Source organism: Herbidospora solisilvae (assembly GCF_009901565.1).
GTDB lineage: Bacteria > Actinomycetota > Actinomycetes > Streptosporangiales > Streptosporangiaceae > Herbidospora > Herbidospora solisilvae.
On record NZ_WXEW01000001.1, the window covers coordinates 151,104 to 174,929 of the forward strand.

A 23,826-nucleotide genomic window follows, 5' to 3' on the forward strand; every position below is an offset into this window, starting at 1 on the left:
AGGGCAAACCCCCACATGTTGTTGCGCGCCCGCGTGGCCGTCTACGGGCTGTTCCTGATCTCCGGGGTCGCCCTGGGCACCTGGACCTCCCGCATCCCCGCCATCAAATCCGACCTCCACCTCAGCGAGGGCGAACTGAGCCTGGCCCTGCTGGGCATCGCCGCCGGCGCCATCGCCGGCATGCAGGCCGTCGGCCGCCTGGTCGACCGCTACGGCTCCCGCCGCGTCATGATCCCCGTCGCGCTGCTTCAAGGCCCCGTGCTGGTGCTGCCCGCCTTCGCGCCGGGCCTGATCGGGCTCGCCGCGGCGCTGCTGGCCTTCGGCGTCGTGCACGGCGTGCTGGACGTGTCGATGAACGCCAACGCGGTCATCGTCGAACGCCACTACCGCCGCCCGATCATGTCCTCCTTCCACGCCGTCTTCTCCGTCGGAGGGTTCCTCGGGGCCTCCACCGGCGGGCTGTTCGCGCACGCGGGCGCCGGTGTGGCCGCGACGTTCGCGACGGTCGGCGCCCTCATCCTGGTCGTCTCGATCGCCTGCGCCCGCATGGCGCTGCCCGACGAGCTGGACCTGTCGCGCGCCCCGGCGCAGCAGGCGCCCGGCAAGACCGGCAACGCGATGGCCGGATGGGTGCTGTTCCTGGGCGTGCTGGCCTTCTGCTGCCTGGTCGGCGAGGGGTCGATGGCCGACTGGAGCTCGGTCTACCTGGTCGAGGACCTGCTGTCGGACGAGAGCGTGGGCGCGGCCGGATACGCCGCCTTCTCGATCATGATGACGATCGGCCGGTTCGCCGGCGACCGGCTCGCGGCCTGGCTCGGCCCGGTCGTGCTGGTGCGCTGCTGCGGCGCGCTGGCCGGGACCGGCCTGCTGGCCGCGCTGCTGATCGGCCACCCGGTGGCGGGCATCGCCGGGTTCGGCCTGTTCGGGGCGGGGCTGTCGTGCATCATCCCGCAGGTGTTCTCCGCCGCCGGGCACCGCGACCCGGCCACCAGCGGCCGGGCGCTGGCCCGCGTCGCCAGCCTCGGGTACGCCGGCCTGCTCGCCGGCCCGGTCCTGATCGGCGGCCTGGCCGAGTTCACCGGCCTGCCGTTCGCCCTCGGGGTGCCCGCGGTGATGGCCCTGTTCGTGGCGCTGGCCGCGGGAGCGCTCCGGCCCGTCGCTACAGCAGATCCCAGCCCAGCCGCAGCACCAGCGCCGACACCACAGTCAGCAGAACGGCCCTGACGAAGCCGGCGCCCCGCTTGAGCGCCATCCGCGCGCCGAGCTGGGCGCCGGCGATGTTCGCCACGCCCATCGCCAGCCCCAGCGCCCACACCACGTGCCCCTGGGCGGCGAACACCGCGATCGCGCCCACGTTGGTGCCCATGTTGATGATCTTCGCGGTGCCGGAGGCGCGGACGAAGTCCATCCCGACGAGCGAGGTGAACGCGATGATCAGGAAGGTGCCGGTGCCGGGCCCGATCAGCCCGTCGTAGAAGGCGATCACCCCGCCCGCCGCCAGCAGCGCCGCCGCGAGCCGGCCCCGGGTCCGCAGCGCGGGGTCGGCGACCTCGCCGAAGGAGGGCCGCCAGGCCACGAACGCCGCCACCCCGACCAGCACCACGATGATCAGCGGCTTGAGCACCGCCGCGTCCAGCAGCCCCGCCAGCAGCGCCCCGCCGGCCGAGCTCAGCACCGCCGCCACCCCGGCCGGGACGGCGATCCGGTCGACGCCGGTCCGGCGGGCGTAGGTGTAGGCGGCGCTGGCCGTGCCGAGGACCGAGGCGCTCTTGTTGGTGGCCAGGGCCTCGACCGGGGTGAGCCCGGCCAGCAGCAGCGCGGGCAGCTGCAGCAGCCCGCCACCCCCCACCACGGCGTCGACCCATCCGGCCGCCATCGCGGCCACCAGCAGAAGTGCGATATGTCCCCAGGTCACGGCCGAGAACTATAGCCCCGCGTTCGCGATGATCTGCGCGCTGGGCAGGGCGGTCGACTGCGCGGCGGTCAGCCCGGTCGCCGCCAGGTGCGCCTCGACGATGCGGCGGCCGACCGGATATCCGGCCATGGCGGGCAGCCCGACGGGCGTGCCGCCGAACCGCGCCGCGGCCGCGTCGCCGTGGACGTAGGCGGAGAAGTTGTGCATCCCGGTCAGCGACAGGTTCTTCACGATCGTCGTGTACGCCCCCTCGAACTCCCCCTCGGGCAGCGGGCCCGCCCAGTAGCCGGGGGTCCCGCCCAGTTCGGCCACGAACGCGTCGGCCAGCCCCTCGGAGACGATCTGCTCGCCCAGCTGCACGGTCGGCGGGTCCCACGTCACGTTGGCGTAGCGCACGTTGTGGTGGAACTCGTGCACCGCGCAGTCCACGATCCCGGCCACGCTCTCCTCGGTCGGCCACACGGTGAGGTGGATCCAGCCGGGGATGCCGCCCATGCCGAAGTAGCCGTGGCTGGTCTCGGTCAGGTAGGCGTCGTCGGGGTCGCCGAGCACCAGCAGCACGTTCACGATGTCGGCGACCCTGATGCCGGGCACCGCGGCTGCCTGGTGGTCCCAGGCGCGGCGCAGGGCGGCCTCGATCCGGGCGGGCACGCCGTCGAGCCGGTCGAGCGCCGGCAGGTAGCGGTCGTCGTCGCGGTCGGTGCGGAACCCCGACCCCCGGTGGTGGAAGTCGGCCAGGTCCCCGGTGGTCAGCCACGGCATCGCGGCGGCCATCGGCCGCAGCAGCTCCCGCAGGCCGTCGGCCCGGCCGGGCAACGGGGTGGCGAAGATCTCGCGCATCCGCGTGAGGGTGTCGATCACGTTGAGTCTCATGCGGCCGACCCTAGGGACTCCCGTTACGTGAGGCTCAACGCATTAAAACCACCTGCCGGACGGCCTGGCCGCTCCTCAGCCGGTCGAAGCCCTCGTTCACCTGGTCGAGCCTCAGCCGGCCCGACAGCAGGCGGTCGACCGGGAGCACGCCTGAGGTGTACATGCCGATGAAGCGGGGCACGTCGCGGCGCGGCACGCACGACCCCAGGTAGCTGCCGCGCAGCGTCTTCTCCTCGGCGACCAGCGACAGGGCGGGGATGGTGAGCCCGGCGCCGGGGGCGGGCAGGCCGACGGTCACGGTGACGCCGCCGGGGGCGGTGGCCGCGTAGGCCTGCGCCAGTACCGGCGCGACGCCGGTGGTGTCGACGACCTTCACCGCTCCCCCGCCGGTCAGGTCCCGGACGTGCTCGACGGCGTGCTCTCCGCCCGGTACGGCGTGCGTGGCCCCCAGCGCCAGGGCCAGGTCGCGTTTGCCCTCCACCACGTCGACGGCGATCAGGGTGCCCGCCCCGGCCGCCTTCGCCGCCAGCAGCGCCGACAGGCCGACCCCGCCGAGCCCGAACACCGCCACGCTGTCACGCGGCCCGATCCCGGCGGCGTGCAGCGCGGCCCCCGCGCCGGTCAGCACGGCGCAGCCGAACAGCGCCGCCACCTCGAACGGCAGGCCCGCGGGCACCTTCACCGCCGAGCGGGCCGACACGACGGCGTACTCGGAGAAGGCCGACACCCCCAGGTGGTGGAACACCTCGCCGAGCCGCCGGCCGCCGCCCAGCAGGGAACCGGCCCGGTTGGCCGCCGCGCCCGGCACGCACAGCGCGGGCCGCCCGGACACGCACGGCGGGCAGGCGCCGCAGGCCGGGACGAAGGTGAGCACCACGTGGTCGCCGTCCGCGAACTCCGGCGAGCGCGACGCGGCGACGACCCCGGCCGCCTCGTGCCCGAGCGCCATCGGCAGCGGCCTCGGCCGTGACCCGTCGATCACCGACAGGTCGGAGTGGCACAACCCCGCCGCCTCGATCCGGACCAGCAGCTCCCCCTCGCCCGGCGGGTCGAGGGTCAGCTCCCGGACGTCCAGGGGCCGGCCCGTCTGCGCCAGCACGGCCGAACGGACCTTCACGCGACCACCAGCCTCTCCATCGCCGCCCGCATCCGGCCCTCGATCGGCGCGGGCCGGCGGGTGCGGCGGTCGACGAACACGTGGGTGAACTCCCCTTCGGCCAGCGCCCGACCGCCCTCGAACAGGCCCAGCTCGTAGCGGACCGAGGAGGTGCCGAGCCTGCCGACGCGCAGCCCGACGCGGATGACCGCCGGGTAGGCGGCCTCGGCGGTGTAGGTGCAGCGCGACTCGACGCAGAGCCCGATGGAGGGGCCGGTCATCGGGTCGAGGCCCGCCTCGGAGATCAGCCAGCGGTTGATCACCGAGTCCATCAGCTCGTAGTGGACGACGTTGTTCAGGTGGCCGTAGACGTCGTTGTCCCGCCAGCGGGTCGGCATCTCGTCCCAGTGCGCGTAGTCCATCTACAACCCCAGGTCCCGGCCGATGATCTCGCGCATGATCTCGCTCGACCCGGCCCAGATGCGGGTCACCCGCGCGTCGGCCCACGCCCGCGCGACCCGGTGTTCCCGCATGTAGCCGTACCCGCCGAACAGCTGCACGCACGCGTCCAGGACCCGCCACTGCACCTCCGACGACCACAACTTGGCCTTGGCCGCCTCGACGGCGCTCAGCTCGCGGGCGGCGTGGGCGGCGACGCACTGGTCGACGTAGGCGCGGGTCACCTCCAGTTCGGTGACCAGGCCGGCGAGGGTGAACTTGTTGTACTGGAAGGACCCGACCGGCTGCCCGAACGCCCGGCGTTCCCGCACGTAGGCGAGTGTCTCGGCCAGCGCCGACCAGGCGTGCGCCAGGTTGGCGACGGCCGCGCCGAGCCGTTCCTGCGGCAGGCGTTCCATCATCGCGACGAACCCGCCGTCGACCGGCCCGATGACGTTGGCGGCCGGGACGCGGACGTCGCGGAAGAACAACTCGGCGGTGTCGGCCTCGGGCTGGCCCATCTTGTCGAGCTTGCGGCCCCGCTCGAAGCCGGGCATGCCGGCCTCGACGCCGAACAGCGTGATGCCCTTCTTGCCGGGGCCGGTGCGGGCCGCGACGACCACCAGCCCGGCCTGGACGCCGTTGGTGATGAACGTCTTGGACCCGTTGAGCACCCAGTCGTCGCCGTCGCGTACGGCGGTGGTGGTCAGGGCCGCCAGGTCGGAGCCGCCGCCGGGCTCGGTCATGCCGATGGCGGTGACCAGCTCTCCGGAGCAGAAGCCGGGCAGCCAGCGCTTCTTCTGCTCCTCGGTGGTCAGGTCGACCAGGTAGGGGGCGACGATGTCGAAGTGGATGCCGAACCCGGAGGCCAGCGCCATCCCGTGGGCGGCCAGCTCCTCGTGCAGCACGGCGTTGAAGCGGTAGTCGCCGGCCGCGCCGCCGCCGTACTCCTCGGGGATCTCCAGCCCGAGCAGGCCCAGGCGGCCGGCCGCGCGCCACACCGGCGGCCCGATGAGCCGCTCCTCGGCGAACCGGGCGGCGTGGGGTTCGACCTCGCGGGCCACGAACTCCCTGACCGACTCCCGGAACGCCTCGTGGTCCGCCGTGTACACCGTCCGCCGCATGACACCCTCCCGCTAAGCGATCGCTTAGTCAGGGTAGCGCCCGGACCATCCGCAGGGCCAGATGGGCGTACAGCGCGCCGACGTCCTCGGGGCTGTCGGGGCCGCCGGGGCGGTACCAGCGGGCCACGTCCACGCACATCGACACGATCGCGCGGGCGGTGCCGGCGACGTCGGCCGCCTCGAAGACGCCCGCGGCGACCCCGGCGGCGACCTCGTCGCGGAACAGCGCCTCAACGCGGCGGCGCTCCACCCGGATCCGGGCCCAGTCATCGGGGGCCAGCGCGCCGAGCTCGTTCTGCACGACCCGGCATCCGCGCTGGTGAGCGGCGTGGAACCGGGCCAGCGTATAGACCAGGGCGCGGAGGCGGGCGGCCGGCGCGTCCGCCTGGGCGGCGGCCGCCGACACCGCCTGGAGGGCCGCCTCGTGCACGATCAGCACGATCCGCGCCAGCAGCTCGGCCTTGGAGGGGAAGTGGACGTACATCGCCCCCGGGCTCAGCCCGGCCGCCGCGGCGATGTCGCGCGTCGAGGCGCCGCCGAAGCCGCGCTCGGCGAACAGGTCCACCGCGCCCGCCACCAGGCGGCGCGCGGCCGGGGGCTCGACCGTGTCCCACAACTCCATGAGGAGTAAGCGTACGCTTAGATGGCGTCGCCGGGGTCGTCGGAGCCACCGGGAAGCGGCGTCGGGCTGCGTCCCTCGCTCGGACCCGGCGAGGGCGAGGGCTGCGTCGGCTCCGACTGCTCGGGCACCGGCGGCGGCGTCGGCACGAACACCGTCGGCGGCAGCGGCTGCGCCGGGATCGCCTCGTCGTCGCCCCGGAACAGGAACAACCACATCATCACCAGGAGCAGCAGCACCAGCACGGCCAGCACCGCCGAGGCCATCGCCACCTGACGCGGCGTCGCCGTCGGCGGCGGAGCCGGAGGAGGCGGCGCGGGCAGCGCCGGATTGCGGTCGCCCAGCCAGTAGGGCACGAAGTCGGGGCCGTGCCGGTCGCCGATCAGCATGCCCGACACCATGACCGGTTCGAGGAACTTCTCGGCCCCCGGCCCGCCCGGCACGAACGGCGTCGCCGCCCACGGCGCCTCACCGCCGTCCCACGCCACCACGAACGGCGTGGCCGGGCTCGCCCGCCGCACCCGCGACAGCAGGCCCCGCACCCCCGACCGGGCCGACTCGGCCTCCTTGATGCCGGTCACGAACCGGTCGCGGGCCGCCGCGTCGAGCGCCGCGCCGCGCGTCAGCACCACCACCGACACCGCCCGCCCGTCGGGCGCCTGCCCCAGGTAGACCAGACCCGCCGGAGCCGACTGCAGACGCGCCTGCAGGACGAACGGACCCAGTCGCGGCGGGTCGCCATACTGGAGAGGAGTGGCCACACCCCATCAAAACACAACGAGACGCGGACGGCCGAAGGCCGGTCGTGGCTCGTGCCGGAACCCGCCCAATGCACAGAGTGTTCCCGGCGATCGCAACGGGCAGGGTGAGACCATGGTCTTTCCCGCCAAGTCACGATTGAATAACACGCATGATGGTTGCTGATGAAGGGCCGGGCACGTCCGTCGTGCCGGCGAACATGCCCGCGGGTGGCGGCGCCTCGACCGACGCCGACATGGGCGCGCTGCGCGACGCCCTGGCCGAGGTGCGGCGGGTCATCGTCGGGCAGGATCACATGGTCGAACGGCTCCTGGTCGCCCTGCTCGCGCGCGGCCACTGCCTGCTGGAGGGCGTGCCCGGCGTGGCCAAGACGCTGGCCGCATCCACCCTGGCCACCGTGGTCGGCGGCACGTTCGCCCGCATCCAGTTCACCCCCGACCTGGTTCCCAGCGACATCGTCGGCACCCGCGTCTACCACCCCGGCACCGAGCGTTTCGACGTCGAGCTCGGGCCCGTGTTCGTCAACTTCCTGCTCGCCGACGAGATCAACCGCGCCCCGGCGAAGGTGCAGTCGGCGCTGCTGGAGGTCATGGCCGAACGCCAGGTCTCCCTGGCCGGCGTCACCCACCCGCTGCCGCGCCCCTTCGTCGTGCTGGCCACCCAGAACCCGATCGAGTCCGAGGGCGTCTACCCGCTGCCCGAGGTGCAGCGCGACCGGTTCCTGTTCAAGGTCCGCGTCGGCCACCCCACCGCCAACGAGGAGCTGGAGATCCTCCACCGCATGAGCGTCACCCCGCCGACGCCCGACCCGGTCCTCGACGCGCCGCGCCTGCTCGCGCTGCAGAAGTCGGCCGAGGCGGTGTCGGTCCACCAGCTGGTCGCCGACTACGTCGTCCGCCTGGTGATGGCCACCCGCGCGCCCGCCGACTACGGGCTGCGCGAACTGGAGGAGACCATCGAGATCGGGGTCAGCCCCCGCGCCACCCTCGGCCTGGTCGCCGCCGGCCGCGCCCTGGCGCTGCTGCGCGGACGCGACTACCTGCTGCCCGACGACATCCGCGACGTCGCCGTCGACGTCATGTCCCACCGGCTCATGCTCACCTTCGACGCGCTGGCCGACGGCATCGAACCCGAAGACGTCGTCCGCCAGATCCTCCACTCCGTGCCGCCGCCGCTGGTCGTCTGGAACCAGGGCCAGCGATGAAGGGCGCCGACTCCGCGCTGCGCAAACTGGAGCTGACCGTCGTGCGCCGGCTCGACGGTCTCCTCCAGGGCGGCCACCTGGGCCTGCTGCCCGGCCCCGGCAGCGAGTTCGGCGACACCCGCGTCTACGTCCCCGGCGAGGACGACACCCGGCGGATGGACTGGAACGTCACCGCCCGCACCACCGTGCCGCACGTCCGCGACCTCATCTCCGACCGCGAACTGGAGACCTGGGCGCTGGTCGACCTGACCGCCAGCATGGACTTCGGCACCGCCGACATGGACAAGCGCACCCTGGTCATCCACGCCGTCGGCGCACTCGGCTTCCTGTCCAGCCGCGTCGGCGACCGCTTCGGCGCCTACGTTCTGCACGGCGAGGAGGTCCACCGCTACCCCGCCCGGCCCGGCCGCGCCAACCTCTTCGGCCTGCTCCAGTCGCTCACCGACGCCCCGAGGTCCACGGGCAGCAGCAGCCTGGGCGGCGCGATCGAGATGCTCGCCGCCGCCCACCGCCGCCGCGGCATGCGCGTGGTCGTCTCCGACTTCCTCGACGACCCCGCCGACTGGGAACGGCCCGTCCGCCGCCTGGCCACCCGCCAGCAGGTGCTCGCCATCGAGGTCATCGACCCGCGCGAACTCGAACTGCCCGACGTCGGCCAGATCACCCTGCTCGACCCGGAGACCGGCCGCCACCGCGACATCCACCTCACCCGGCGCGTCCGCGAACGCTACGCCGAGGCCGCCGCCGAGCAGCGCGAGAACAACCGGGCCGCGCTGCGCCGCGCCGGCGCCGAACACCTCGTCCTGCGCACCGACCGCGACTGGATGACCGACATCGCCCAGTTCGTGCTCCGGCAGCGCCGAACCGCCCATCTGATGGCCCGGAGGGCCCGCGCATGATCTTCCTGTCCCCCGCGTGGCTCTGGTTGTTCGCCGCGCTGGCCGCCCTCGCCGTGGTCTACGTGATCATGCAGTACGTCCGGCGCCGCTACGCGGTCCGCTTCACCAACCTGGCCCTGCTGGCCCTGGTCGCGCCCGAGAAGCCCGGCTGGCGCCGCCACCTGACCGCGGGGCTGTTCCTGGCCATGATGAGCCTGCTCGTGCTCGGCGCCGCCCGGCCCGCCGACGAGGTGCGGGTGCCGCGCGACCGCGCCACCATCATGATCGCCGTCGACATCTCGCTCTCGATGGAGGCCGCCGACGTCGCCCCGACCCGCATGGTCGCCGCCCGCCAGGCCGCCGAACGCTTCGTCCAGGACCTGCCCGAACGCTTCAACGTCGGCGTCGTCTCCTTCGCCCGCTCCGCCGCCGTGGCCATCCCGCCCACCACCGACCACGCCGCCGTCATCAACACCATCCGCAACCTGACCACCCGGCCCGGCACCGCCATCGGCGAGGCCGTCTTCAACTCCCTCGACGCCATCAGGTCCTTCGACCAGCAGGCCGTCACCGACCCGCCGCCCGCCGCCATCGTGCTGCTGTCCGACGGCGACAACACCAGCGGCCGGTCGGTCAACGAGGCCGTCGAGGCCGCCGCCGGCGGCAAGGTCCCGGTCTCCACCATCGCCTACGGCACCCCCGAGGGCACCGTCGCCATCGACGGCCGCAGCGTCCAGGTGCCGGTCAACAAGCAGACCCTCCAGACGCTCGCCGACGGCACCAACGGCCGCGCCTACACCGCCGAGTCGGGCGACGAACTGCGCGAGGTCTACGCCCAGATCGGCACCAGCCTCGGCTACCGGGTCGTCCACCAGGAGATCACCCAGCGGTTCATCATCGGCGCCGTGATCGCCGGGCTGCTGGTGGCGGGGTCGGCGCTGGTGCTCGGCACCCGCATCCCCTGACGCGGGCGCCGAGCCCGGCTCACCCGCCCCGGCTCACACCCCGGCTCAGACCACGGCTCCGGTGCCCATCCGGCCCCGGCGGGGCGCGGGCGGCACGGGCGGCGGCTGCCCGCTGAAGCGTTCGAGCTCGACCGCGAGAGGACCGGCCACCAGCGACGAGGACGCGGTCCCGACCACGATCCCGGTGACGAGCGCGACGGCGAAGTCCCGCAGGGAGTCGCCGCCGAACACCGCCAGGGCCACCAGGATGAACAGCGCCCCCAGCCCGGTGTTGACCGTTCGCGGCACCGTCTGCAGGATCGCCGCGTTCACCACGTCGGGCAGCCGGGCCGCGGGGCTCGCCTGCCACAACTCGCGGACCCGGTCGAAGACGACCACCTTGTCGTTGACGGAGTAGCCGATGACGGTCAGCATGGCCGCCAGGAACACCCCGTCGACCGGCCGGCCCAGCCAGGCGAACAGGCCGACCACCGCCAGCGCGTCCACGACCAGCGCCGCCACCGACGCCGCGGCGAAGGTCCAGCGGAACCGGACCGACAGGTAGGCCAGCTGCGCCGCCAGCGCGACGCCGAGCGCGATCAGCGCGTTGCGGCGCAACTCCTCGCCCAGGCTGGGGCCGACCATCTCGTCGCGCTGCTTGGTCACCTCACCCACCCGCGCCTCCAGGGCCCGTTCGATCGCCGCGACGTCGTCCGGGCCGATCTGCCCGGCCCGCACCGACACCTCGGCGCCCGAGGCCTGGACGGAGGTCTGCACGGTGGCCGACGCGTGCCCCGCCTCGGCCACCGCCTGCCGGGCCACCTCCCCGCTCACCGGCCGCGCGGCGGTGAACTCGACCATCCGGCCCCCGGTGAACTCCACCCCGACGTTCAGCCCGTTCACGACCAGCCCCGCCACGGCCACCCCGGCCAGCAGCACCGATCCGGCCAGCCACCGCCGTCCGGCGGCCGTCAGCCGGGGGTCACGCCGCACGATCCACGTCCTGACCCGGCCGGGCGAGGCCAGCCCCGACCACCGCCCGCCGATCACGCCGGCGAGGGAGTGCGTCAGCACACGGGTGACGAGCATGGCCGAGACGAGCGCGGCGAAGACGCCGATCGCCAGGGTCACGCCGAAACCGCGCACCGGGCCGGACGCCAGCCAGAACAGCAGACCGGCCGCCAGCAGGGTGGTGACGTTGGAGTCGGCGATCGCGCTCCACGCCCGGGCGAAACCGCGATCCAGCACCGGCCGCAGGCCCCGGCCCGGCGCCCGTCCGTACTCCTCCCGGGCCCGCTCGAAGACCAGCACGTTGGCGTCCACCGCCATGCCGACCGCCAGGACGAACCCGGCCAGGCCCGGCAGGGTGAGCGTCGCCCCCAGAGCCACCAGCGCCGCGTAGGAGATCAACCCGTACGTCGCCAGCGCGACCGCCGCCATCAACCCCGACAGCCGGTAGACGACGACGATGAACAGCGCCGTGAGCAGCACCCCGGCGACGCCCGCCTCGGCGCTGGCCTCGATCGCCTCCGCGCCGAGCGTGGGCCCGACGGTCCGCTGCTCGATCAACGTCAGCGGGACGGGCAGGGCGCCTCCCTTGATCAGCATGGCCAGGTCACGTGCCTCCTCAGGGGAGAAGGAACCGGTGATCTGCGTCGAGCCGCCCGGGATGCCGGCCCGGCACCCCACGCTCGGATCGACCTGGGGCGAGGAGATGACCTCCTCGTCCAGCACGATGGCCACCCGCCGCCGGGGATCACCGGGGTCGTGGCACGCCGCCTCGGCCGTCAGCCGCCGCCAGGCGCCGGCGTCGTGGAAGTCCAGGCCGACGAACCAGCCGGGGCCCTGCGCCGGATCGGTGCGCGCGGCGGCGTCCCGCACGTCGCCGCCCGTGATCGCGGCCGGGCCGACGCTCAGCGGCTGACCCGACTCGTCGGCCAGGACCCGCCCGGAATGCCCGGCCGGTCCGAGCACGGGATGGAAGGTGAGCTGCGCCGTCCGGCCGATGACCTCGGCGGCCTGGCGGGGGTCGAGCACACCGGGCAGCTCGACGATGATGCGCCGCTCCCCGGAGCGGAGCAGGGTCGGGTCGACCACGCCGAGCGCGTCGGCGCGGCGGCGCAGCACGTCCAGCGCGGTCGGCGGCCTCGGCGTCGGCCTTGGCCGCCTGGCCGTCCCGGGTCTCGAACACGAGCTGGGTGCCGCCCCGCAGGTCCAGCCCGAGACGGGGCGAAAGGGTGAGCGTGAGCAGCAGAGCGGTGACGACGACGACACACGCCGCCACCGCGCGCCAAAAGGGCGCACGGAACATGAGAAAGCCTCCACGGCCATCGCAGAAGGGAAAAAGGGACCTCAGCGCGTCGTGGAAGGAGGGGCCCGTGCCGGAGCCCGGCCGGCCGCCGGTCGCGGCACGGCGGAGAAGGACGCGGCGACGGCCGCGACCACCCGCAGGACCGGAGCCGGCCACCCGGTGGACGGCACCACCGCCGACAGGAGCAGGGGCGCGGCCACACCCCACCCGGGCCGCAGCCGGGGCGGGGCGGTGTCACGATCGGCGTCCGGAACCGGATCGCCCCACTGGGCGAGCGGCGCGGAGCCGCCGGGCGCCACATTCGGGATCGCCACCGGGAGACCAGGGGCCGCGGTCGCCGGGGCCGGCCCCAGCAGGAAGGCCGACAGCAGCAGGAGCAGCGCGACGGGCAGTCTTCCGCGCACGTCTCCTCCTGCCGGCTCGGGGGGTTTGCGCCACCGTACCCCGCTACCGCGACCGGCGCGCTCCCCCGATGCGCTCGGCTATGGTCGGCATCATGACAGGACCGTGGAGAACACCACGAAGGCCCGTCGCGAGCGCCGCCGCGACGGTCCTGGTCCTGCTGTGCCTGATCGCGTCCTCACTGCTGACGACCGGCGCCTGGAGCGCGGTGAACGGCGGCTCCGGCCGGGTGTGGAGCCAGGGCGACGCGGGCGCCGACGTGTCGAGCCTGCCGCCGCAGACCGGCGCCGCCCGCGAGCACCACGCGCCGTCGTCGTGGCCGCTACGCGGCGGGTTCCACGACGCGCCCGCCTATCAGCCTCTCGTGACGCCGTCGGCCCCGGACACCGACGAGTTCCGTGATCCGCAGCGCCCGGCACACCGCACCGCGGGACCGCGCAGCCCGCCCAGCGCATAACCGGACCTTCACCGAGCCCCGTGGCCGTGAGCCGGGGCTCTTCTTCGGCGCGGCACCCGAGACGCCCCGTGCGGGCCGGTGCCGACGCCTCCCTGCGCGCGCAAAGGAACACACGATCATGAGCACTCGTCATCCCACCCCGATCAGCAGCGTCCAGATCCAGTCGCTGCGCGAGGAACTGCGGGACCAACTGGAGCAGCGCGGCCGCCACCTCGACGGGCTGCGCAGGCAGCAGCGCGACAGCAGCGGCGCCGACGACACCTGGCAGGAGCTGAGCGTCTCGATCGTCGTCGCCGAACGCGCCGTCGCCGAGTTGTCCCACGCCCTGGAGCGGCTGGCGGAGGGCACCTACGGCCGCTGCGCGGACTGCGCGGGCGTCATCCCCTTCGAGCGGCTCAAGATCCGGCCGCTGGCGCGCACCTGCATCGACTGCCAGCGGCGGCACGAGGCCGCCTGACCCGGCCGGCCCGGGGGCGGACCGCCCTCGGGCCGGCACCCGTGTCCGCGGAAGCTGGGGTAACGTTCCGGCCCGTGCACTACTTCGACGAGCGGCCGCAGGCCGAGAGCCGGCCCGCCACGGTCACGCTGGTGCTGCCCGACCTGCACCTGCGGCTGGAGACCGACCGGGGCGTGTTCTCCCCCGACCGCGTCGACACCGGCACCAAGATCCTGCTGGAGTCGGTGCCGCCCCCGCCGGCCTCCGGCGATCTGCTGGATCTGGGCTGCGGCTACGGGCCGATCGCGCTCACCATGGCGACCCGGTCGCCGCAGGCGACCGTCTGGGCCGTGGACGTCAACCGTCGGTCACTCGACCTCACGGCGCGCAACGCCGCGGCCGCCCGCCTTGACAAAGTAAGGTGCGTGCACGCCGACGAGATGCCGGGCGACGTGCGGTTCGCCGCGATCTGGTCCAACCCCGCCATCCGCATCGGCAAGCCCGCCCTCCACGCCATGCTCACCCGCTGGCTCGACCGGCTCCTCCCCGAGGGGGCCGCCTACCTGGTCGTGCAGAAACACCTCGGCTCCGACTCCCTGCAGAAGTGGCTCACCGAGCAGGGCTGGACCGCCACCCGCCACGCCTCCCGCGCCGCCTACCGCATCCTGAAAGTGACGCCCAACAGATGAGCACCCCGAACCCGCGCCGCCAGCTCCGCCCGACCGACGTCAAGCGGCTCAACCGCACCTGGCGGCGCAACACGGCCGGCCGCCTCGGGATGATCGTCGAATCGGTCACCGGGCCGTTCAACATCGGCTCCATCTTCCGTACGGCCGCCGCCTTCGGCGTCGACGTCATCTGGCTGGCCGGCAACGCCACCCCGCCGACCAACCCCAAGGCGCAGAAGACCGCCCTGGGCACCGACCGGCTGGTCGAGTGGCACGAGCCGGTCCCGGCCGCCCAGGCCGTGCGCGCGGCCAAGGACGACGGGTTCACCGTCGTGGCGATCGAGCTCACCGGCGACGCCCTCCCCCTCCACGAGGCCAAGCTGACCGGCGACGTGTGCCTGGTCGTCGGCAGCGAGGACCACGGCTGCTCCCCCGCCGTCCTGGAGTCGGCCGACGCGGTCGCCTACATCCCGCAGGTGGGCCGCGTCGGCTCCTTCAACGTCTCCGTCGCGGCGGCCATCGCCCTGGCCGAGGCCCGCCGTCAGGAGTGGTCGGCCCTCTAACCGGGACAACCCGCCACGCGGGCAGGTGAGTGGAACAGGGCTCGCACACCGGGCATACTCACGCTCGTGCAGCGACGGTTCGCCTTCCTCGACCATCCCGGGCCGCTGGCCTTCGCCCACCGGGGCGGGGCCGCCGAGGGGCGCGAGAACACGATGGCCGCCTTCGAGAAGGCCGTCGCGATGGGCTACGACTACCTCGAGACCGACGTCCACGCCACCGCCGACGGCGTGCTCGTCGCCTTCCACGACCACACCCTCGACCGGGTCACGGACCGGCGCGGGCGCATCTCCCGGCTGCCCTACCGCGAGGTCGCCAAGGCCCGCATCGGCGGGGTCGACGAGATCCCGCTGCTGGAGGACGTGCTCGGCACCTGGCCCGGGGTGCGGGTCAACATCGATGTGAAGGAGTCGCCGGCGATCGTGCCGCTGGCGCGGGTGCTGCGGCATACCGGCGCCTCCCACCGGGTGTGCCTGACCTCCTTCTCCGACATGCGGCTGGCGCAGGCCCGGCGGGCCTGCGGGCCCGAGGTGTGCTCGGCGATGGGTCCCCGCGCCGTCGCCGCGCTGCTCACCGCCTCGGCGCGCGCCGGCTCCGGGCGGCTGCTGGCGCGGCTGGCCCACTCGGGCATCCCCTGCGCGCAGGTGCCCGTCGGGTGGCGGGGGCTGCGCGTGGTCACCCCGGCGTTCGTCCGCACCGCCCACTCGATCGGCGTGCAGGTCCACGTGTGGACCGTCGACGACCGGCCGACCATGGAACGCCTGCTCGACCTCGGGGTCGACGGCATCATGACCGACAACATCACCGGGCTGCGCGAGGTGCTCACCGAACGCGGCCAGTGGCCCACTGGCTGAGAGCGAGTAGGAATGGCTTCCCCCCAGGTCATCGACGAGAGCCCGCAGGCCAGAACCCGCGAGCAAAAAGGCTGGTACTGGTACGACTGGGCCAACTCGGCCTTCCCCACCACGGTCATGACCGTGTTCCTCGGGCCCTACCTGACCGAGATCGCCGAGCAGGCCGCCAACGGGGCGCCGTTCGTCGACGTGATCGGGTTCGACGTCCGGCCCTCGGCCTACTACTCGTTCGTGGTCGGCGTCGCGGCGGTCTGCCAGATCGTCGTGATGCTGATCGCCGGCGCGCTGGCCGACCACACCGGGCGCAAGAAAGAGATCATGGGGTTCTTCGCCTACCTCGGGTCGGCGGCCACCCTGCTCATGTGGTTGGTCGCCGACGGGGCGTACCTGCTGGGCGGGGTGTTGTTCATCGTCGGCCAGACCAGCTTCGCGGCGGCCTTCGTGGTCTACAACTCCTTCCTGCCGCAGATCTCCACACCCGAGGAACGCGACAGCGTGTCGGCCCGCGGCTGGGGGTTCGGCTACCTGGGCGGCGGCCTGCTGCTGGTGGTCAACCTCGGGTTGTTCCTGAACGCCGAGGCGATCGGCATCTCGACCGGCACGGCCGTGCGCCTGGCGCTGGCCTCGGCCGGCCTGTGGTGGGGCGGCTTCACGATCATCCCGCTGCTGCGGCTGCGCAACCGGCGCGGGGAGGCCGCCGCCGACGAGGGGGCCGTCAGGGCCGTGGCGCTCAGTGTCCGCCAGCTGGGGCGCACCATCCGCGACCTGGTCACCCGCTATCCGCTGACGCTGGTGTTCCTGCTGGCGTACATCGCCTACAACGACGGCGTGCAGACGGTCATCAGCTTCTCGGCCACCTACGCCGACCAGGAGCTGCGCCTGGGCGAGACCGAGCGCATCGGCGCGATCCTCATGGTGCAGTTCGTGGCGTTCTTCGGCGCGATCCTGCTGGGCCGGATCGCGGTCCGGATCGGCACCCGCAAGACCGTGCTCTGGTCACTGGCCGGCTGGTGCGGGGTGGTGGCCGCCGCCTATTTCGTGCCGCCGGAGCGGCCGCTGCTGTTCTTCGCCCTCGGATTCGCCATCGCGATCGTGATGGGGGGAACACAAGCCCTGTCGCGGTCGTTGTTCTCCCACGTGATCCCAAAGGGGCGGGAAGCGGAGTATTACAGCCTCTACGAGATCAGTGACAAGGGTGCGACGCTCATCGGATCCTTCACCCTGGGCCTGGCCCTCCAGCTCACCGACAGTTACCGGTACGGCATCGTCTCGCTGGTGATCTTCTTCGTCATCGGCGGGGTGCTGCTCGCGTCGGTCAACCTGCCGAAGGCGATCAGGGCCGCGGGCAACGACGTGCCAGAACGGATTTGACGGCGAATCGGTTCACGAGCGCCGGAAAAAGCGCGATTGGATCACGTCTTGGGTGGGAATCCACACACGGTATCAGGCGTTGTACCCGGTGGAGACCAACCCCTCTATAGCTGTGTCGTATAGGGGGATCTCAGGAGGCTTAGAACATGGGCGAGCGTGCACTTCGCGGTACCCGGCTCGGCGCGACCAGCTACGAGAACGACCGCAACACCGATCTGGCACCCCGCCAGGAGGTGTCCTACACCTGCCCCAGGGGTCACCACACCACCGTTCCACTGGCCGCCGAGGCCGAGATCCCCGCGAGCTGGGAGTGCCGTCACTGCGGCTCCCCCGCCCTCCGGGTCGACGCCGAGCAGCCCCAGCAGAAGAAGGCCAAGCCCCCGCGCACCCACTGGGACATGCTGCTGGAGCGACGCTCGATCGAAGACCTCGAAGAGGTCCTGAACGAGCGGCTGGCCATCCTGCGGGCCCAGCGGCGCAAGAGCGCATAGGGACCCATCCCACCACCGACGCGAGGGCGCCCTCCGGACCATCCGGGGGGCGCCCTGTCGCGTCCGGTCCGGACGACGTCCGGCGGCTGGGGTCTCGCGTTTTACCCGGGCTATCGTGCCGTGGCCAGGCCGGCCACCCGCACGACGGTCACAGGAAGGCCGCGACCAGTTCGGCGAACTCCTCCGGTGTCGCCACCCGGACGCCCAGGGTCTCGGCCTTGGTGCGCTTGGAGCCCGCCTTGTCGCCCGCGACCACCAGCGACGTCTTGGCCGACACGCCCGACGACGCCTTGCCGCCCGCCCGTTCCACCAGTTCGTTGACCTCGTTGCGGGACAGCGCCGCCAGGGGGCCGGTCATCGTGCCGGTCACCACCACCGACATGCCCGACAGCGGCAGGTCGAGCGGCTCGCCCGCCGCTTCGGCCCCGTCGGAATCGCCGGCCGGGGGGCGGACCACGCCGGGCTGGGTCATGTTCACGCCCGCCTTGATCAGCTTGTCGATCAGGGGGTCGAGTTCGGCCAGTTCGGCGACGACCACGGGGGCCTTCTCCGGGCCGATGCCCTCGACCTGCTGGATCGCGGCGGCGTCGGCGGCGCGGATGGCGTCCATGGTGCCGAAGTGGGCGGCGATGCGGCGGGACATGCTGCGGCCGGTGCCGCGCACGCCGAGCGCGCAGAACACCCGGCTGAGCGGCTGCGCCTTGGCGCGTTCGAGGGCGGCCAGGAGGTTGTCGGTGCTGGTCTCGCCCATGCGGTCCAGGGCGAGCAACTGGTCGCGGGTGAGGAAGAACAGGTCGGCGAAGTCGGTGATGAGGTCGGCGTCGAGCATCTGCTTGATGCGGTTGACGGCCAGGCCCTCGATGTCGAGCTGGTCGCGGCCCACGGCGTATTCGATCGAGGCGATGGCGCGGCAGGCGCGGCCGCGCACGCACCGCCAGCGTTCCTGGCCGGCGTCGATGGCGTCGCCGCACGACGGGCAGACCTGCGGGATGTCGATCGGCGTCTCGTCTCCGGTGCGCAGGTGGACGACCGGGGCCTCGACCCGCGGGATCACGTCGCCGGCCTTGTAGACGGTGACCGAGTCGCCGATCATCAGGCCGCGCCGGGCGATGTCGGCGGCGTTGTGGAGGGTGGCGTAGGTGACGACCGAGCCGTCGAGCTCGACCGGCTCCAGCACGGCGCGCGGCGCGATGATGCCGGTGCGGCCGGTGTTCCACTCCACCGCCAGCAGCTTGGTGATCTTCTCGGTGGCGGGCAGCTTGTAGGCCACCGCCCACCGGGGGGCGCGCGAGCTGAAGCCCGCCGCCGCCTGGTCGGCGGCCAGGTCGCACTTGACCACGATGCCGTCGATGCCGAACTCCAGGTCGGCGCGGGCGGCGGCGATCTCCTCCACCCGCGCCTGCACCGCCGCCAGGTCGGAGACGAGCACCCCGGCGACCGGCGTCACCGCCGTGGTCTGCACGCCCTGACCGGCCACCCACTCCATGATCTGGCTGTGCGGCAGCTCCCGCAGCCGGACGGCCAGCGGCGAGTCGTCGCCGGGCGGCAGCGGCAGGGCGCCGTAGCCGAAGAACGTCAGCTCGCACACGTAGGGCCGGTCCTTGGTCCGCAACGTGCCCGCCGCCGCGCTGCGCGGGTTGGCGAACGTGGTGCCGTCGTGGGCCTGCCGTTTGGCGCACGCGTCGGCGAACTGCGCCGTGGTCATCATCACCTCGCCGCGCAGCTCCACGGTGACCGGCTCGGCCAGCCGCTCGGGCAGCCCCACGATCGTGCCGATGGAGTGGGAGACGTCTTCCCCCGCCTGGCCGTCACCCCGCGTGACCAGCTGCACCAGGCGGCCCCGCCGGTAGCGGGCCGAGACCGCCAGCCCGTCGAGCTTGGCCTCCACGCTCCACGCCGTCACGGGGCGGTCGAGCCGCCGCTCCAGCGACGCCGCCCACGCGGCCAGCTGGTCGGGGCCGAACACGTTGTCAAGGCTGAGCATCGGCACCGTGTGAGGCACGTCGCCCACGACCGCGCCGCCCGCCACCTTCCCGGTCGGCGACGTCGGGAGCACCTGGTCGGGATGCCCGGCCTCGTAGGCCTCGATCCCGCGCACCAGCCGGTCGTAGGCGTCGTCGTCAAGGGTGGAGGTGCCGTCGCCGTAGTAGGCGGCCGACGCGTCGACGGCCAGCTGCACGGCCTCGGCGTAGGCGGTCTCGTCGGCGATCGCCGTCATGGGGGGTGTCTCACTCATGTCCCTCATCATGGCGAACCCGACCGACAATCCCCGAAGGCCGCGCGGTAGGCCGTCGGCGTCACCCCGGCGACGCGTTTGAACCGGTCGCGGAAGGCCGCCGCCGACCCGAACCCGGACCGCGCCGCCACCCGCTCCACCCCCTCGTCGGTGCTCTCCAGCAGCAGCTGGGCCCGCCGCACCCGGGCCAGCAGCAGCCACTGCAGCGGGGTCGTCCCCGTCTGCTCGCGGAAGCGCCGGCTGAAGGTCCGCTCCCCCATCCCGGCCCGGCGCGCCAGCCGCGCCAGCGTCACCTCCCCGTCGAGGTTCTCCTCGATCCACGCCAGCACCGGCTCCAGCGACGACCCACGGGGCACGGCGGGCGGGGCGTGCGGGACGAACTGCGCCTGTCCGCCCTCCCGTTCCAGCGGCACCACCGACAACCGCGCCGTCGCCGCCGCCACCGCCGACCCGAAGTCGCGCCGGACCAGGTGCAGGCACAGGTCCAGCCCGGCGGCGGCCCCGGCCGAGGTGAGGATCTGGCCGTTGTCGACGTACAGGACGCCGGGGTCCACCTCCACCCGGGGGAACGACCGGGCCAGCAGGCCGGCGGCGGCCCAGTGGGTGGTGGCGCGCAGCCCGTCGAGCAGCCCGGCCGCCGCCAGCGTGAAGGCGCCCGCGCAGATCGACACGATCCGGGTTCCGGCGGCCGCCGCCGCGCGCAACGCGTCGAGCACCTCCGCAGGCGGCGGGGGCGCCCCTTCCGAACATCCCGGGACGACGACCGTGCCCGCCTCCCGCAGCGCCGACAGGTCGTGCGGCGCGACGATGGCGAAGGCCTCCCCGGTCACCTGCGGGGCGCGGGCGCAGACCACCACCCGGTAGGGGCGGCTCCCGTCGGCCAGCCGGACCCGCCCGAACACCTCCACCGGCGTCGCGAGATCGGCCACCACCACATGGTCCAGCGCCAGGACCGCCACCGTGTGCATTCCCCCACGCTAGTGCGGCGGGAACCCGGCGCAGATTGTCCGTTCACCCCATGGGGCGGCGTCGCCCGGCCGCCCTACCGTGGCGCTGCCACCCCGTAACCGCCGAGAACGGAACCCCACATGGCCGTCGTCATGCCGATCGTCATCGGGCTGATCTGCGCCGCCCTGCTGTCGCTGATCCCCGAACCGCACCGCCGCCCGGTCAACGCCGTGCTCGTCGCCGGCGCGGGCGCCGCCTACCTGGGCGGCGGCGGGCTCGGCTACGCCGAGTTCCTGATGCCCGCCGTCATGACCTACGTCGCCTACCGGGGCCTGACGAACTGGAACTGGATCGGGATCGGCTGGTTGCTGCACACCGCCTGGGACGTCGTCCACCACCTCCAGGGCGCGCCGATCATCCCCTTCTTCGCCGACTCCAGCTTCGGCTGCGCCCTGTGCGACCCCGTCATCGCGCTGTGGTGCTTCGCGGGCGGGCCGTCGATCACCCGCCTGTGGCGTCACAGGGGCCAGGACTCCCGCCGCCAGGCCGCGTCCCAGAACATCCACTCGTAACGGGCCGTCGCCGCGAAGTGCTCCGCCGCCCGCGCCCGCTGCGGCCCGGTCGCCTCCGCGCCCAGCCGGTCGGTCAGCGCCACCACCCGGCGCACCGTCTGCTGGAACTCCTCGTTCCCGTACGCCGCGATCCACCGCCGGTACAGGGGGTCGGGCGACGAGCGCGCCAGCAGGTCGGCCCCCACCCGCGCGTAGATCCAGTAACACGGCAGCACCGCCGCCAGCCCGTCGAGGAACGAACCGCCGTACACCGTGGCCAGCACGTAACTCGTGTACGCCCGCGTCGTCGGCCCCACCGGCTGGGCCGCCGCCTCCTCGGCCGACCCGCCCAGGTCGGCCATGAACGCGGCGTGCATCTCCCGCTCGGCCGCGATCGCCCCCACCGCGTCGCCGGCGAACGCGCGGGTGACCTCATCGTCGGGCGCCCTGGCCGCGCACACCGCCAGCGCGCGGGCGTAGTCGCGGAGATAGTGGGAGTCCTGGACGACGAAGTGCCGGAACGCCTCCCGGGGCAGCGTCCCGTCGACGAGCCCGGTGATGAACGGATGACGGAGGATCGCCTGGTAGACGGGGTCGACGGCGTCCCACAACCCGTCGCTGAACGTGGTGAGGGACGTCGGCTGATACGTCATGGTGAGACCTTCTCCCTACGCCGGCATGACCCGGTCAGGTTCAAGCGGTCTGCGGCCGTCCAGCCGCACTCTCAGCCCGGTCCGCCGGGCTCCCGCGATGTCATGATCAACCTAACCGACACGCCGCCCGCCGCAAAGAGGGTCAGCCGATGACGTCCCTCACCCACCCGAGGCTCACCAGGCCGCTCGCCGCCCCCGCCAGCTCCCCCGCCGCCGGACGCAACGCCTCCCGCGCCCGATCGAACACGACACCCTCGCCGCGCGCGCGGGCGGCCGTCGCCAGCAACGTCCACAACGCCTCGGCCAGCAGGTCGCCCGGCGGATCGGGCACCGCGCCCAGATCGGCGTCCGGCCGCAGAACCGTACGCACCCACGGCTCGAACGGGCCGTACACCCCCGGATCCGCCGGCTCGGGCGCACGGCCGTGCCGGAGCCGCAGGCACAACGACGCCAGCGCGGGCAACCCCTCGCTCAGTCCCGGCATCCCCGCGCCCTCCAGCAGCCCGGCCGCCTCCCGGTAGGCCGCCTCCTTGGCCGCGAACGCGGCCGCCGGATCCTCCGCCCGCCGCAGCGCCCGGTACCAGGCCGTGAAGACCGACGTCAGCGGCCGGTCATGCCGCGCCGCCAGCACGTCGAGACGCGCCGCCTGCCCGTCTGCCGCGGGGAAGTCGCCGACCGCGCACGCCGACTGCAGACCGATCAGCCGCCCCAGGATCTCGTAGTTCGCCAGACCGTGGCGGGCCGCCACCTCGACGATCTCGGCCCCGATCCGGGCCCGCCGCCCCGACAGGCCGGTGCGCCCGAACTCCTGCATGTAGGCGCCGTTCAGCGCGAACACCAGCAGCACCGGGTCCTCCAGCCCGCGCGCGATCTGCACCGCCTCGGCCGCCGCCGCCCGCGCCCGCGCCGACCTCCCGCCCCGCGACTCCACCGCGATGGTGGCCAGCAGCCGCGCCCGCGTCGCCGGCGCCGCCCCGGCCGCCAGCCGGTCGAGCGTGCGCGCCGCCGCCCCGGCCACCCGCGCGGCCTGCGCCGGGTCGTCGGACCGCGTCCAGATCGCCGGTACGTCGTAGGCGCCGATCACCCGCGCCACCAGTTCGGCGTCACCCAGCTCCTCGGCCGCCTCCACCGCCGCCGCCCGATGTTCCCGCGCCGCCACCAGCCCCTCGCCGCCGGTCACCGCCAGCCCGCGCATCAGCCCGACCGCCGCCTCCAGCCTCGGCCCGGCCCCCGGCGCGACCCGGTCGTGCGCCGCCGCCGCGCTCGCCCACACCCGCGCCGCCGCGTCGCCGAACGCCAGCCGGTCGTCGTGCCGCAGGATCGCCTCCTCCAGATCCCGCAACCCCGGCCCCGGATCGAGCCCCAGCCGCCCCGCCAGCTCGGCCCGCGCCGCCCGCAGCACCGCCAGCGCGTCGGCCTGCCGCCCCGACCGGTAGAGCGCCAGCGCCAGCAGCCGCCACATCTCCTCCCGCCACGGATGGGCCCGCGCGTGCGCGTCGAGATCGGGCACCGCCTCGGCGGCCCGGCCCAGCTCCAGCAACGCCTGCGCCCGCCGTTCCACCACCCGCAGCCGCACCTCCGCCAGCCGCGCCCGCTCCCCCTCGGCCCACGCCATCCCGGCGTACGCCGGCCCCCGCCACGACGCCAGCGCCGCATCGAGCCGGGCCAGCACGACCGACGGCGGCCCGCCCGCCCGGGCCGCCTCCTCGAACCGCCACACGTCCGCCTCGGCCCGCAACGCGTATCCCGGGCCCGCCGTCACGATCACCCGCGGCGGCGTGCGCGGCGGCCGGCCGGGCTCCAGCGCGCGCCGCAACGCCGCCACGAACGTCCGGATCGCCGCCACCGCGCCCTCCGGCGGGTCGTCCCACAGATCGGCGGCCAGCACCTCGACCGGCACCACCCGGCCCCCGGCCGCCACCAGCCGCGCCAGCACCTCACGATGGCGCGGCCCGCGCAACGCGATCGCCGCGCCCGCCGCGTCCCACGCCTCCACCGGCCCGAGGACCCCCACCACAACGGACACACCGCCACGCT

25 protein-coding genes and 1 riboswitch are annotated in these 23,826 nt (G+C 73.8%); of the genes, 12 read left to right on the forward strand and 13 right to left on the reverse strand.

Features of this window, described 5'->3' with window-relative positions:
* Positions 1-15 precede the first annotated feature (15 nt).
* On the forward strand, positions 16-1,224 hold the full coding sequence (locus GT755_RS00645) for an MFS transporter (protein WP_161477727.1): 1,209 nt from the start codon (positions 16-18) through the stop codon (positions 1,222-1,224).
* On the opposite strand, the gene GT755_RS00650 is transcribed toward GT755_RS00645, so the two are convergent.
* From GT755_RS00650 to GT755_RS00680, 7 genes are read right to left on the reverse strand one after another with little or no spacing between them, the layout of a single operon-like run.
* The gene (locus tag GT755_RS00650; protein WP_161478605.1) at positions 1,160-1,876 is read right to left on the reverse strand and encodes a sulfite exporter TauE/SafE family protein; all 717 of its coding nucleotides are present in this window, start codon (positions 1,874-1,876) and stop codon (positions 1,160-1,162) included. The genes GT755_RS00645 and GT755_RS00650 overlap by 65 nt on opposite strands.
* A gap of 48 nt (positions 1,877-1,924) precedes the next feature.
* Positions 1,925-2,788, reverse strand: coding sequence for a DUF2268 domain-containing protein (locus GT755_RS00655; RefSeq protein WP_161477728.1), 864 nt, complete (start codon positions 2,786-2,788; stop codon positions 1,925-1,927).
* 34 nt (positions 2,789-2,822) lie between these two features.
* Positions 2,823-3,905: a zinc-binding dehydrogenase gene (locus tag GT755_RS00660; RefSeq protein ID WP_161477729.1), complete on the reverse strand. Its 1,083-nt coding sequence runs from the start codon at positions 3,903-3,905 to the stop codon at positions 2,823-2,825.
* Positions 3,902-4,306, reverse strand: a complete 405-nt coding sequence (locus GT755_RS00665) for an acyl-CoA thioesterase (RefSeq protein ID WP_161477730.1) — start codon at positions 4,304-4,306, stop codon at positions 3,902-3,904. Before GT755_RS00665 ends, GT755_RS00660 begins: the two co-directional genes overlap by 4 nt.
* Positions 4,307-5,446, reverse strand: coding sequence for an acyl-CoA dehydrogenase family protein (locus GT755_RS00670; protein WP_161477731.1), 1,140 nt, complete (start codon positions 5,444-5,446; stop codon positions 4,307-4,309).
* 28 nt (positions 5,447-5,474) lie between these two features.
* Positions 5,475-6,068, reverse strand: a complete 594-nt coding sequence (locus GT755_RS00675) for a TetR/AcrR family transcriptional regulator (RefSeq protein WP_161477732.1) — start codon at positions 6,066-6,068, stop codon at positions 5,475-5,477.
* 17 nt (positions 6,069-6,085) lie between these two features.
* The gene (locus GT755_RS00680) at positions 6,086-6,826 is read right to left on the reverse strand and encodes a hypothetical protein (protein ID WP_161477733.1); all 741 of its coding nucleotides are present in this window, start codon (positions 6,824-6,826) and stop codon (positions 6,086-6,088) included.
* A 197-nt stretch (positions 6,827-7,023) separates the two neighbouring features.
* On the opposite strand from GT755_RS00680, the gene GT755_RS00685 reads away from it, so the two are divergent.
* Genes GT755_RS00685 through GT755_RS00695 form a run of 3 tightly spaced genes read left to right on the forward strand, consistent with a single transcriptional unit; the run spans position 7,024 to position 9,871 of the window.
* Complete coding sequence (locus tag GT755_RS00685) at positions 7,024-8,028, forward strand: AAA family ATPase (RefSeq protein ID WP_235965855.1); 1,005 nt, start codon at positions 7,024-7,026, stop codon at positions 8,026-8,028.
* Positions 8,025-8,927 carry a DUF58 domain-containing protein gene (locus GT755_RS00690; RefSeq protein ID WP_161477735.1) on the forward strand — a complete coding sequence of 301 codons (903 nt, stop codon included), beginning with the start codon at positions 8,025-8,027 and terminating at the stop codon, positions 8,925-8,927. Before GT755_RS00685 ends, GT755_RS00690 begins: the two co-directional genes overlap by 4 nt.
* Positions 8,924-9,871 carry a VWA domain-containing protein gene (locus GT755_RS00695; RefSeq protein ID WP_161477736.1) on the forward strand — a complete coding sequence of 316 codons (948 nt, stop codon included), beginning with the start codon at positions 8,924-8,926 and terminating at the stop codon, positions 9,869-9,871. Before GT755_RS00690 ends, GT755_RS00695 begins: the two co-directional genes overlap by 4 nt.
* A gap of 45 nt (positions 9,872-9,916) precedes the next feature.
* Here GT755_RS00695 and secD read toward each other — a convergent pair whose 3' ends face one another.
* Positions 9,917-11,977 (reverse strand): protein translocase subunit SecD, encoded by a 2,061-nt coding sequence (secD, locus tag GT755_RS00700; RefSeq protein ID WP_328794100.1) that lies wholly within the window; start codon positions 11,975-11,977, stop codon positions 9,917-9,919.
* A gap of 225 nt (positions 11,978-12,202) precedes the next feature.
* On the reverse strand, positions 12,203-12,565 hold the full coding sequence (locus tag GT755_RS00705) for a hypothetical protein (RefSeq protein WP_161477737.1): 363 nt from the start codon (positions 12,563-12,565) through the stop codon (positions 12,203-12,205).
* A 92-nt stretch (positions 12,566-12,657) separates the two neighbouring features.
* Here GT755_RS00705 and GT755_RS00710 point away from each other — a divergent pair, with 92 nt between their 5' ends.
* The 7 genes from GT755_RS00710 to GT755_RS00740 all read left to right on the forward strand — a co-directional run bounded on the left by GT755_RS00710 (position 12,658) and on the right by GT755_RS00740 (position 17,401).
* Complete coding sequence (locus GT755_RS00710) at positions 12,658-13,020, forward strand: hypothetical protein (protein ID WP_161477738.1); 363 nt, start codon at positions 12,658-12,660, stop codon at positions 13,018-13,020.
* Between the two features lie 118 nt (positions 13,021-13,138).
* Positions 13,139-13,477 (forward strand): TraR/DksA family transcriptional regulator, encoded by a 339-nt coding sequence (locus GT755_RS00715; protein ID WP_161477739.1) that lies wholly within the window; start codon positions 13,139-13,141, stop codon positions 13,475-13,477.
* Positions 13,478-13,551: 74 nt separating this feature from the next.
* The gene (locus tag GT755_RS00720) at positions 13,552-14,145 is read left to right on the forward strand and encodes a class I SAM-dependent methyltransferase (protein ID WP_161477740.1); all 594 of its coding nucleotides are present in this window, start codon (positions 13,552-13,554) and stop codon (positions 14,143-14,145) included.
* Positions 14,142-14,687 carry a TrmH family RNA methyltransferase gene (locus GT755_RS00725; protein ID WP_161477741.1) on the forward strand — a complete coding sequence of 182 codons (546 nt, stop codon included), beginning with the start codon at positions 14,142-14,144 and terminating at the stop codon, positions 14,685-14,687. The genes GT755_RS00720 and GT755_RS00725 overlap by 4 nt, the downstream gene beginning before the upstream one ends.
* Before the next feature lie 66 nt (positions 14,688-14,753).
* A complete protein-coding gene (locus GT755_RS00730; RefSeq protein WP_161477742.1) occupies positions 14,754-15,539 on the forward strand; it encodes a glycerophosphodiester phosphodiesterase in 786 nt (261 codons plus the stop codon).
* 12 nt (positions 15,540-15,551) lie between these two features.
* The gene (locus GT755_RS00735; protein WP_161477743.1) at positions 15,552-16,910 is read left to right on the forward strand and encodes an MFS transporter; all 1,359 of its coding nucleotides are present in this window, start codon (positions 15,552-15,554) and stop codon (positions 16,908-16,910) included.
* A 146-nt stretch (positions 16,911-17,056) separates the two neighbouring features.
* The gene (locus GT755_RS00740; RefSeq protein ID WP_030453745.1) at positions 17,057-17,401 is read left to right on the forward strand and encodes an RNA polymerase-binding protein RbpA; all 345 of its coding nucleotides are present in this window, start codon (positions 17,057-17,059) and stop codon (positions 17,399-17,401) included.
* A gap of 148 nt (positions 17,402-17,549) precedes the next feature.
* Here the strand turns inward: GT755_RS00740 and ligA are convergent, their stop codons facing one another.
* Positions 17,550-19,637 carry an NAD-dependent DNA ligase LigA gene (ligA, locus tag GT755_RS00745; RefSeq protein WP_161477744.1) on the reverse strand — a complete coding sequence of 696 codons (2,088 nt, stop codon included), beginning with the start codon at positions 19,635-19,637 and terminating at the stop codon, positions 17,550-17,552.
* Positions 19,638-19,645: 8 nt separating this feature from the next.
* On the reverse strand, positions 19,646-20,605 hold the full coding sequence (locus GT755_RS00750; protein WP_161477745.1) for a GlxA family transcriptional regulator: 960 nt from the start codon (positions 20,603-20,605) through the stop codon (positions 19,646-19,648).
* Between the two features lie 120 nt (positions 20,606-20,725).
* Here GT755_RS00750 and GT755_RS00755 point away from each other — a divergent pair, with 120 nt between their 5' ends.
* Positions 20,726-21,157: a DUF6010 family protein gene (locus GT755_RS00755; RefSeq protein WP_161477746.1), complete on the forward strand. Its 432-nt coding sequence runs from the start codon at positions 20,726-20,728 to the stop codon at positions 21,155-21,157.
* Here GT755_RS00755 and tenA read toward each other — a convergent pair.
* Entirely contained in the window at positions 21,103-21,789 is a 687-nt protein-coding gene (gene tenA / locus GT755_RS00760; RefSeq protein WP_161477747.1) for a thiaminase II, read from the reverse strand. The genes GT755_RS00755 and tenA overlap by 55 nt on opposite strands.
* A riboswitch (TPP riboswitch) is annotated at positions 21,785-21,895 on the reverse strand. It overlaps the preceding gene by 5 nt.
* Positions 21,896-21,931: 36 nt before the next feature.
* Entirely contained in the window at positions 21,932-23,815 is a 1,884-nt protein-coding gene (locus tag GT755_RS00765) for a BTAD domain-containing putative transcriptional regulator (protein ID WP_161477748.1), read from the reverse strand.
* Between the last annotated feature and the right edge of the window lie 11 nt (positions 23,816-23,826).